Source organism: uncultured Maribacter sp. (assembly GCF_947495965.1).
In the GTDB taxonomy this organism is placed as follows: Bacteria; Bacteroidota; Bacteroidia; order Flavobacteriales; family Flavobacteriaceae; genus Maribacter_B.
The window spans coordinates 462,339-474,284 of record NZ_CANMBB010000001.1; the positions used below are offsets into that span (position 1 = coordinate 462,339).

General features: G+C 33.7%; 7 protein-coding genes. All 7 read left to right on the plus strand.

Translation table 11 applies throughout. From position 1 onward, the window contains the following. Positions 1–87 precede the first annotated feature (87 nt). The 7 genes from Q0820_RS01970 (at position 88) to Q0820_RS02000 (ending at position 11,938) form a co-directional block, all read left to right on the plus strand. Entirely contained in the window at positions 88–1,656 is a 1,569-nt protein-coding gene (locus Q0820_RS01970; protein ID WP_298484602.1) for a sulfatase, read from the plus strand. Between the two features lie 4 nt (positions 1,657–1,660). Next, positions 1,661–3,079, plus strand: a complete 1,419-nt coding sequence (locus Q0820_RS01975) for a glycosyl hydrolase family 28 protein (RefSeq protein ID WP_298484603.1) — start codon at positions 1,661–1,663, stop codon at positions 3,077–3,079. Positions 3,080–3,258: 179 nt separating this feature from the next. Next, positions 3,259–4,674, plus strand: coding sequence for a glycosyl hydrolase family 28 protein (locus Q0820_RS01980; protein ID WP_298484605.1), 1,416 nt, complete (start codon positions 3,259–3,261; stop codon positions 4,672–4,674). Next, on the plus strand, positions 4,674–6,215 hold the full coding sequence (locus Q0820_RS01985) for a sulfatase-like hydrolase/transferase (protein ID WP_298484607.1): 1,542 nt from the start codon (positions 4,674–4,676) through the stop codon (positions 6,213–6,215). The genes Q0820_RS01980 and Q0820_RS01985 overlap by 1 nt, the downstream gene beginning before the upstream one ends. Before the next feature lie 43 nt (positions 6,216–6,258). Next, complete coding sequence (locus tag Q0820_RS01990; protein WP_298484608.1) at positions 6,259–7,680, plus strand: Gfo/Idh/MocA family oxidoreductase; 1,422 nt, start codon at positions 6,259–6,261, stop codon at positions 7,678–7,680. Between the two features lie 37 nt (positions 7,681–7,717). Further along, on the plus strand, positions 7,718–9,196 hold the full coding sequence (locus tag Q0820_RS01995; RefSeq protein WP_298484610.1) for a sulfatase: 1,479 nt from the start codon (positions 7,718–7,720) through the stop codon (positions 9,194–9,196). Between the two features lie 141 nt (positions 9,197–9,337). After that, a complete protein-coding gene (locus Q0820_RS02000) occupies positions 9,338–11,938 on the plus strand; it encodes a hypothetical protein (protein WP_298484611.1) in 2,601 nt (866 codons plus the stop codon). Positions 11,939–11,946: the final 8 nt, after the last annotated feature.

The window sequence follows — 11,946 nt, forward strand, 5'->3', positions numbered from 1 at the left end:
TTGTATTAAAAAAATAAAAAATGAGAGCATTTTTATCAAAAAACGTTAACGATAACGTAAATTTAAAAAATAGATAATTTATTAAAAATGAACAGGTTAATATATATATACAAAACACAAATAAGAATGCCCCAAAAAGCATATTCTTTAGTTTTTATATCTATAATTATACTTTTTTGTTCATTTCCATCACTAAGTAGTTGCAACTCAAAAGTTCCTACTAAAACGCAACAAAAACCAAATATCTTATTACTGTTTTTGGATGATTTAGACCCTGATTTTGGTTGTTACGGAAATCCATATACAGTAACACCAAATATAGATAAATTAGCTACAGAGGGAACATTATTTACAAGAGCTTACGCATCTGCACCAGTATGCAGCCCTAGCCATAGTTCTATCCTTACAGGTTGTTACCCAAGTACTATTGGAGCACAGCATCACCGAAGTAGTTATGCCAAAGATTTACCTAAAGGATATACTATTTTAACAGAGTTATTATCTAATGCTGGTTATTTCACGGTTAATTTTAAAAGTAATGGTGACCGTATGTTTAATAAAATTTACGGCGCAACAGCAAAAACAGATTTAAACTTTAATCGGGGAAAACCAGAAAACAATTTGGAAAGTGGTAAAGAAGTCTTTGAACACTTACAAATAATAGACCCCTTTAATACAACAACATATTTTAAAAAAGGAGAATGGGATAAGAAAAAAGAAGGACAACCATTTTTTGCATATGCTAATATTGAAACAGGAAAAAAACATGGTTTTATACCTGGAAGAAAATGGGCAAAAGAGCAAGGCATAGCCGTAGACTCTTCTAAATTAAATATTCCGCCATATTATAAAGATACAGATGAAGTACGTAGTACTTTGGCAGCCAGTTTAGATGCAGTCTCACATACCGATGTTGAAGTTGGTAAATTCTTATCTGCCTTAAAAACTTCTGGCTATGCGGACAATACTATGGTAATTCTATTATCAGACCATGGGGCAACGCTACCTAGACATAAACAATGCCTTTGGAAAACAGGTTTGCATATTCCAATGCTAATTCGCTGGCCTGGAAAAGTAATCGCAGGTGTAAAAAATGTAGAACTTGCTAGTATTATAGATATTGCTCCTACAATTCTTGCTGCAGCCAAACTTCCTATTCCAAAAACTATGGAGGGTATAAATCTATTAGGAAATATGCCTTCTGAAAGGAAACATATTTTTGCAACTAGAGATGGAATGAATAATTTTTTTGATGCCTCAAGAACTATAATCACTAAGAAATACCATTACATTCATCATTTTTTTCCTGAACTGGGATATAGAGAAAACAACTATGCTAAAAACGCTTTGACTTTTAAAAGTATGTTGCCCTTATATAAAAAAGGAAAACTAAATGCCTTACAAGAAATGTATTATAAGCCAACTAAACCTTCCGTGGAATTATACGATTTAGAAAAAGACCCTCAAGAAATAGAGAATTTGGCTAACAATGCAAACTACCAAAATGTGGTAGCTCAATTACAAACAGAACTATTTCAATGGCAAAAAACATCTGGCGATATAATTTTAGATGCAAGAACTATTCTTGGAGTAAAAGAAGTTCCTGTAGGTACTCAAGTAGATAACATATTAAACAAAAAAGAAACTAAATTTTGAACTAATGAAAAAAATAACAATTCTCTTATTCATCGTACTAGCATTTATTAGTTGCAGCAAAAAAACCACCTGGAACATAAATGAATTTGGCGCCAAAGCAGATGGGAAAACTGTAAATACGCTAGCAATACAACAAGCCATCGATGCTTGTAGTGAAGCTGGTGGAGGAACAGTAACTATAGAAGGTGGTACTTATATTTCTGGAACTATTCTACTAAAAGATAATGTAAACCTTCATGTTGCAGAAAACTCGACGTTAATGGCAAGTATTAATCCAAACGATTTTTATAGTATAGACCCATTCATAGATGCGACAGGGCAATATCGTGGGCAATGCCTGGTTGGCGCGGCAGATGTAGAGAATATTTCTATCACTGGTAAAGGAATCATAGATGGGCAAGGGAAAATGTTTACTCCTGCAAACGCAAAAAAGACATTAAAAGAATTGGGCCTTACAGAAAAAAAAGAAGATTTCTCTAGTTTAATTGCCAAAGACAATAAATATGTAAATAAAAATATTCGCTATTCTAACAGACCTTTTTTAGTACGCTTAGTAAGAGTAACGAATAGCAAACTAAAAGATATTACTTTAAGACAACCAGCCGCTTGGACACTTCACTTTTTTCAGTGTAATACTTTTGAAGTAGATGGCATAAAAATTTACAGCAAAGCAAATAGGAACAATGACGGAATTGATATAGATTCTAGTACTAACGGTATTATTAAAAACTCTTTAGTAAATTCTGATGATGATGCTATTTGTTTTAAATCAACAAGTCCCCTAGCTACAAAAAATGTTATTGTACAAAATTGTAAGTTAAGTAGTGGTTGGGGTGCCATTAAGTTTGGCACAGAATCTATGGGTAATTTTGAAGATATTACGGTAAAGGACTGCCATATTTTTGATACTCGCGGTGGTGGAATTAAAATTCTAAGTGCAGATGGAGCGAATGCTAAAAACATCCTTATTGATAATATTGATATGGTAGATGTTGAAATGCCAATATTTATTCGTCTATGCGAAAGAAGACTAACCTATAGAGGTGCAGAGCAATTACCAACAGGAAGTATTACTAACGTAACCATCTCTAACATTAAAGCTGTTTCTAGAAAAAAAGAAGACTTACGCATGTTCCCAACAGTAGGTTTTTACTTTTCAGGAACACCTAACCACAAATTAGGCACTATAAATTTAGAAAATATAGATATAACACTTCCTGGTGGAGGAACAGAAGAACATACTAAAGTTGTTGTCCCAGAAAACATAACGGAATACCCAGAATTCACCAAATTAGGTATAACTCCTGCATATGGTATGTATGCACGTCATATTTCTAACTTAGCAACTAAAAATATTTCTTTTAAAGTAACATCTAAGGACGCAAGAGAAGAAATTATTACAGATAATGTAAATGGTAAATAAGATGAAGAGCAAATTATTAAAAAGAACTATATTCTATAACAAACCTAACGCAGCCATAAAGAAGTAACCTACTACCCCTATAAAACATATGTGTTAGGGATTTACCTATTTGTAAACAAATTAAAGAACTAACCCTTGTATTTTTACAAGGCTCTCTTTTTTAACACTATATATTAAAAATGAAAACACATTTTAAAAAACAAAACTCATATACTATTATTCTTATATTATTTATCCATTTTACGGTCTTTGCAACAGATTTTAATGTTATAGATTATGGAGCTAAGGCAGATGGTGTAACTATAGACACCAAAGCAGTGCAAGATGCTATTGATGCTTGCACCAAAAATGGAGGCGGAAAAGTAATTATTCCATCTGGTAAAACTGTAGTTATTGGCACTATTTACCTTAAAGATTTTGTTACCTTGCATATAGAAAATGGTGGCACATTATTAGGCAGTCCTAACTATAGTGATTATAACACAGACACGCATAAAAACATGTACAAGAATGAGCCACATATGAACCGCTGTCTCATTTTTGCTAAAGATGCTAAAAAATTTGCCATTGAAGGGTTTGGAAGTATAAACGGTAATGGTTATATAAAAAACTTCACCAAAAAGAAAGGTGGCAGACCCATGCTCCTTAGATTTTTAAACTGTGATAAAATTCAACTAAAGAACATTACACTTAAAAATCCTGCGGCATGGACCTCAGCTTGGTTATATTGTAATGAAATTACTGTGGAGGGAATTAAAATTCTTAGCCGTGTTAATAACAATGGTGACGGTTTAGATTTTGATGGTTGTACCGATGTTAGGGTCTCTAACAGCTCTTTTGACACTAGTGATGATTCTATTTGCTTACAAGCGTCTATGCCTAATAAACCATGTAAAAATGTTGTGGTTACTAATTGCACATTTACAAGTAAGTGGGCAGGAATGCGTATTGGTTTACTTTCTAGAGGAAATATTGAATCTGTAACCGTTACCAATTGTACTTTTAATGATATTCAAGATTCTGGACTAAAAATTCAGTTAAATGAGGGAGGAATTATGCAAAACATGGTGTTTTCTAATCTTGTTATGAAAAATGTACCAAGACCAGTCTTTATGACTTTTACACAACAAAAGGCCTGTGTAGATGCTCCAGAAGAAATGTACCCAATGCAATCTATGAAGAATTTTATTTTCCAGAATATTATAGCCGACAACACCGCATTAGATAAAAACTCGGCCTTCTTTATTACAGGAATGCCTAAACACTATATAGAAAATATTAATCTAAAAGATATTCAGTTTTTAGTATCTGGAGGTGGTTCTAAAGAAGATGCCCAAAAAACAGAATTTAAGGAATACACTTTAGAAGTACTAAAAGGCTGGTGGCCAGAATTTAGTTTAGTGGGTACTTTACCGGCATCTGGCCTTTTTGCAAGACATGTAGACGGTTTGTTTGTTGACAATTTTAATTTAATTATTACAAACAAAGACCATAGAAACCCTATAGAACTACATGATGTTAAGAATGATTATTTAAAAAACATTTTTCTTAACAAAAAACCAATATTACAAACTCAAATTAATAGAAAACAATAATGAAGGTATTTACAAAAAGAATAATCCTCCTGATATTTATAGCTTACAGTATTAGCACCACTGCGCAAAAAAACAAACCAAATATTGTAGTTATTTATACAGATGATCATCGTTTTTCTGGAGTACATGCACTTGGAGGTATGACGGTACAAACACCTAATATAGACTCTTTAATTGCAAATGGTGTATCTTTTTCTAATGGCTATTTAATGGGTTCCTTTTCTGGAGCTACATGTGTGCCTAGCAGAGCTATGCTAATGACCGGAAGAAATGTTTTTGAATTACAAGGACAAGGAAATACCATTCCTTCGGAACACAAAACCATGGGCGAAATTTTTAAAGAAAATGGATATCACTCCCAAATTGTTGGAAAATGGCATCAAGATAATGCCTCTTTACATCGTTCTTTTAACGATGGAGAAAAAATAATGGGCAGAGGAGTCTATTTAACAGATCACTTTAGAATGCCATTATGGGACTGGGACAAAAAAGGTAAGTTTTCAAAGGAAGATGCCTATCTCTTAACCTATAATGAAGAAGGAAAAACGGTTAGAAGACCTTTAAATAAAAATGATAAAAGAGGACCAACGGGAACAGAAGAAGATGGTCCGCACACTTCTGAAATTTTTGCAGAAGACGCATCTAAATTCATCAAAAAATATAAAAAGAAAAAACCATTTTTTATGTACTTGGCTTTCCATGCACCGCATGACCCAAGACAAGCCCCACAGGAGTATAGAGATATGTATCCACCAGAAAAAATAGAGCTACCCCCCTCCTATTTAGCACAACATCCTTTTGATAACGGACATATGGTTTTACGTGATGAGGAACTTGCAGCATGGCCAAGAACACCAAAAATTGCAAAACAGCAATTAGCAGATTATTATGCAATTATCACACATCTAGATGTGCAAATAGGAAAAGTAATTACCGCTCTAAAAGAAAGTGGTGCTTATGACAATACCTTAATTGTATTTGCCGGAGATAGTGGTTTAGCAGTTGGGAACCATGGTTTACTAGGGAAACAAAACATTTATGATGAGGATGGTGTTCATATCCCATTTGTTTTCTCCGGAAATTTAATAAAAGATAAAGGTTCTAAAAGAGATGCTCTAGTTTATAATTTTGATATTTTACCTACCTTATGTGAGTTTACCAATACTCTAAAACCAGCATCGGTTACCGGAAAAAGTTTATTACCAGTAATTAACAAAGAAACCAATTCTGTTAGGGACTATACCTTCCATGCTTATAAACAATTCCAAAGAGCATATAGAAAAGGAGACTATAAACTTATTGAGTATGTAAGAGCTAAAGATTTTCATAAGAAAAACGGGGAATCTATAAGAGGCTCTAGGGTAACACAACTCTTTAATATTACAAAAGATCCTTGGGAAGTATATGACCTTTCTTTCTTTCCTGAATATGCAGAAACCGTTAAAGTTATGCGCAAAGAAATGAAAGAAAAAGCACAAGAGCTAGGGGACAAAAAAGCTAATATAGAAGGTGAAAAATATGGCTTTTGGGAATTTTATTAACCTTTAAAAATTTTATTTAACTACTCATAAAAACTAACTAAAAATGAAAAACTTAAGTCGTAGAAATTTTATAAAAACTACAGGGAAAGCTACTGCTGGAATAGCAATTCTTCCTAATCTATTAAGTGCTTCGCCAAATAGCACTGTTAATGTAGCTGTTATTGGTGTTGGTGGAAGAGGAACAAATAATTGGACACAAATTCAAGGTTTATACCCAATTTCTAAGGAAGATAAAACAAAACTTAGAAAACCTCATAAGCATGTAAATATTGTTGCTTTATGTGATGTAGATGATTTTGCGTTAGACAAAGCTTCCTCTCTAATCCCAAAAGCAAAAAAGTTTAAAGATTTTAGAGTTATGCTAGATAAGATGCATACGCAAATAGATGCGGTAATAGTTTCTACTCCAGACCACACACATTTTGCGGCTACCATGGCAGCTATGGAAATGGGAAAACATGTCTATGTGGAAAAACCGCTAGCGCATAATATTTGGCAATTAAGAACCTTAAAAAAAGCAGAAAAACACTATGGCGTTATTGCGCAAATGGGAAACCAAGGGCATGCATCAGATGGTATACGAAATGTAAAAGAATGGTATGACCAAGGATATTTAGGTGAAGTAAAAGAAGTATTAGCTTGGTTTAATGGCCCTAGATTTGAATGTGGTACTAAAGGATGGTTCTGTAAACCAGATTCTTTCCCACCTGCAGCGCAACCTATTCCTGAGAATATGGATTGGGATTTATGGTTAGGCCCTGCTAAAGATAGACCTCATAACACACAATATACAAGAAGATTTTGGCGCTCTTACTACGAATTAGGAAATGGAATGTTAGGAGACTGGGGATGCCATACCTTAGATGCCCCATTTTGGTCGCTAGATTTAGGTATGCCTACAACTGTAGAACCTTTACACGCTAAACTTAGTCAGGCTCCAAATTCTTTTTTGTCCGATGAATCTATTTTACGCTATCAATTCCCTGAAAGAGAGAATAAACCACCAGTTACTCTAACCTGGTACGAAGGAGGTAAAAAACCAGAAATACGCCCAGAATGGGGAATGGAAAAACTTGGAGGTAATGGAATGTTAATGATTGGGGAAAAAGCTACTGTAATGACTGGCGGAAGACCTAACGATGCCAGAATTCTTATGCCAAAAGAAGATTGGCAAGCTTTTAATAAGAAAGGATGGGATAAAACTATTCCAAGAATCCCAAGAGAAAGTCCGCATGATGAGTTTATTGCTGCTATAAGAGGCAAAGGCCCAAAACCAGGTTCTAATTTTGCATATGGAGCAGACTTAACTGAAATGTCTTTACTTGGTGTTTTTGCACAAAGATTTAACACCAAAATAGAATACGACGCAGCTACCATGAAGGTTACTAACCAACCAGGATTACAAGCCTATATTAAAGAAGAGGTTAGAGATGGTTGGGCATATGGAGAAAACTTGTGGAAATAATAGTTTTTAATTACTCAAAAACCTTCAAAAAAATACTATGAAAAACTCACAAGTTATATGGATATTATTTCTAATACTTCCATTAACCATCTTAGCGCAGGAAACTAAGCAAAATATTGTATGGATATTTTCTGATGACCATTCCTACCAAACTATAGGAGCATATGGTGGCAACCTGCAATTCCTAAACCCTACTCCCAATATAGACAAACTAGCAGAACAAGGAATGCGGTTTGAAAGGAGTTATGTAGAAAATTCTATTTGCGCTCCAAGTAGAGCAGCATTGCTAACTGGTAAAATGAGCCATTTGCATGGTAAAACTATAAATAGGAAAGAAGCAGTTTTTAATCATGACCAACAACAATTCCAAAAAATATTACAACAAAATGGATACCAGACAGCTATGATTGGTAAAATTCATTTGGATGGAAAAATGCAAGGTTTTGATTATTGGGAAGTTTTACCTGGGCAAGGAAAGTACTACAATCCCCAATTTATTACAGAAGAAGGAGAAACCAATTATAAAGACCGTTATGTTACCGAAGTTATAACAGAACGTGCCTTAAATTGGTTAGAAAAAGAACGTGATAAAAGCAAACCATTTATGGTAATGATACATCACAAAGCACCACATCGTAATTGGGATCCTGCTAAACAACATATGGATTTGTATGAAGATATAAAAATACCTGAACCCAATAATTTGTTTGATGATTATAGCACAAAAGCTACGCCAGTGCATAATCAAGAATTAGATATTGCTACAAGCATGAATTTAACTTCGGATTTAAAGGCCTCGGGAGATCGTTACAAAAATGATAATCGATTTACTGCACGTTACCAAAAAATTGCAAGTGGAGAATTAAAGGGTAAAGATTTAGTACGTTGGAAGTATCAAACCTATATGAAAGATTACCTACGCTGCATTAAATCTGTAGACGAGAGTGTAGGGCAAGTAGTAAAATCTCTTAAAGAGCAAGGCTTAGATAAAAATACAATTGTAATATACTCCTCGGACCAAGGCTTTTACATGGGAGAACATGGTTGGTTTGACAAACGTATGATGTATGAAGAATCTTTTAGAACTCCACTAATAGTAAAATGGCCTGGAAAAATTAAACCCGGTAGCGTTAATACAGATTTAGTACAAAATATTGACTTTGCAGAAACATTTTTAGATATAGCTGGAGCTCCTATTCCTAAGGACATGCAAGGAAAAAGTATTGTTCCATTATTAGAAGGAAAAAAACCAAAAGATTGGCGTAAATCATTGTACTATCACTATTATGAATATCCTGGTGCGCATGCAGTAAGAAGACATGAAGGAGTTGCAACAAAAAAATACAAACTTATAAGATTTTACGGGCCTGATGTACTAAACAATGAGGAATGGGAATTTTATGATTTAGAAAAAGACCCTTCTGAAATGAATAATATATATAGTAATACCTCCAAAACGGTATCTAAACTAAAAAAAGAACTCACTAAACTTCGTAGAGAATACAAAGTAGAATAAAACTATGCCATACCACAAAATAAATAATGGCATAACTATTTGTTAGGACTAGACATATACTATAAAAACAAAACCATTTGTTTACGTAGTACTTATTTTCATGAAATAACTTTACGATTATACTAATAGTAAAATATAATCATGTTAAAATTAACATATACTAGTCTCTTAATTTTGTTAGTTATTTTTCAGTTACAGTGTCAAAATAAAGAAACCTCAACAAGTTCTTTTTTTAAAAAAATAAAAACAGAAAAAACACTTTCCGACCCTTCGGTGGAATGGAAAAATTTTGGTCCAGGAATGTCGGGCTATAATGAAGAGTTCTGGTGCCACCCAACAGATGAAAATGTGATGTTCATGGGGCCAGATATGCACGTTTCTTACGGAACATGGGATAACGGAAAATCATGGCATTCTATTAAAGACTATGATGGCGACGGCAAAGATTTGGAGCGTGTTCTAGACATTGTTTTTTCTACTCAAAACCCAGATTTTGGTTTAGCATTAGAACGTAGAGGAAAAATTTTTAAAACTACGGACAGAGGTCGAAGTTGGAACTTAATTTATACTATTCCTGGAGCAAATAAATCTAGTTATAATGCACACACCAAAATGGCTATTCATCCAACTAATGATGATATATGGTTTGTAGGAGCTGGAGATTTTTGGAATGTAAAAAACAACCATCGTTCTAAAGAATTTATTCATGGTAAAAAAAACGATAGAGCAAGTTACGGTTATGTTTTAAAAACTGTTAATCATGGTAAAACATGGAAAAAAGTAGCTCATAATATTTCCAAAGATTTAGATGTTGCCAGAATTATTGTTAACCCTGCAAAACCAAATAACATATACATTGCTACAAGTCATGGTTTTTTTGTGAGTAAGGATACTGGAGACACGTGGAATCCTAGCAAAAAAGGATTGCCTAATAATTTACCTAGAGATTTAACATCTTACTACAACCCTAAAACTAAAGAGTTTATTTTATACTTGGTAGAACAAACTGTATATGAACCAAACGGAAAAAGTATAACAACAAAAGGTGGGGTTTATAAAAGCATAAATGGTGGAGAAAGTTGGGAAAATATAACAGGAAATCTTGGTGTAAATTACAATAAAATTACTGACAAATCTCATAGAAGTAATTACCACAAAATGCTCAGTTATTGGTTTGGAAAAAACTCAAAAAGTACTTACCCAAAATTTCCAGAAAACACTTATTCCATATTTAATAGAATTGTAGTAAACCCATTAAATAAAGATGAGATTTATTTAGTTGCTAATCAGCGTCATGATAAAAGTTTTGGGCCAGGAGATGCCTGGAAAACAGAAGATGGTGGAAAAAGTTGGAAAATATGTGCTCGCGCAGGAAACTATTGGAACCAAAATAAAGATAAAGCCTATTGGGTAAGTAAAGGTTTTGAAACTGGTGCTAACGTAGAATTTTCTCATGTAGGCATAGCTAATGCAGAACAAAATGAAACAAGATTTGGAAGTAGAAGTTTAGCAATAAATTCTAAAGGAGAAGTTTTTATTGGTGTACAACAACAAACACAACGATCAAACGATGGTGGTAAAACTTGGAAACAAGTAGATGATTATGAAACGGAACCAGGTAGTAATACTTGGGTAGGTCGTGGAGATAGTAATTTACCTGGACGTTTTATGTTGTTAGAAACAGGTATTAAAGATCGTTACTTACTTTGTAGTGGAGAACATGGTTTATGGGAGACTGCCCCATTAGGAAAGTATCCAGATAAAAATGCGGTAGCAGTAAAACAAATAGAAGGTCAGGTACACGACCACAGCGGAAATCATGGAGCACATTCAATTTCTACCGTTGCCGTTCATCCAAAAGATCCAAATACTATTTACATTTTAATGTGGCGTCAAGAACATAGAGGCAAGTTTAGAAGAAGTACTGATGGCGGAAAAACTTGGGAAAATATAGCCACAATTTTTGAAGCAGATAATGGACCTTGGGAAGATTTAGGATACCAATATTCTTTAACTATTGATCCTGTAAACCCTGAAAATATTTATTTCTGTGCTATTAGAAGACCAATTCAAGAAGTTGGAGGAGGAAGTAAAGGGAAACTAACCAAAGGTGATTATGGGGTGTATCATTCATCTGATGGAGGTTATACTTGGAACTTAAAAAATAATGGCCTGCCAAAGAATGCAAGTGTACGAAGAATTGCAATGCACCCAGATAACCCAAATACATTATACGCTTGTTTAAATAAAAGAGAAAAAAAAGACCCTTCGGGGTTATACATTTCAACAGATAAAACAAAATCATGGAAAAAGATGAGAATTCCTTCAGAAATTGAAGGTGTTAATAATATTTTCATTGATAGAAACACTAAAGACATGTATTTATCTGCGGGTTATAGAGTAGGCTCTATTGAAACAGGTGGAGTTTGGAAAAGCACAAACAATGGTAAATCTTGGAAAAAATTCTTTAACGCGCCTTACGTATGGCAAACAGAAGTCTCTCCAATAAATCCAAAATTAATTATGGTAAATGTTCCTGCTCAAGTTAGTACTATGTTTAATCAATTTAAAAACCCTGGAATTTATTTAACAAAAGACGGAGGAAAAAGTTGGGCCAAGATTAATAAAGGAATAGGACAACCAGATAAAATGGTGGATATAAAATTTGACCCTTATAATAAAAATATTATTTGGTGCGCCGGATGGGGAAGCGGTTGGTTTAAAGCAACTTTAAATAAATAATTAAAAAA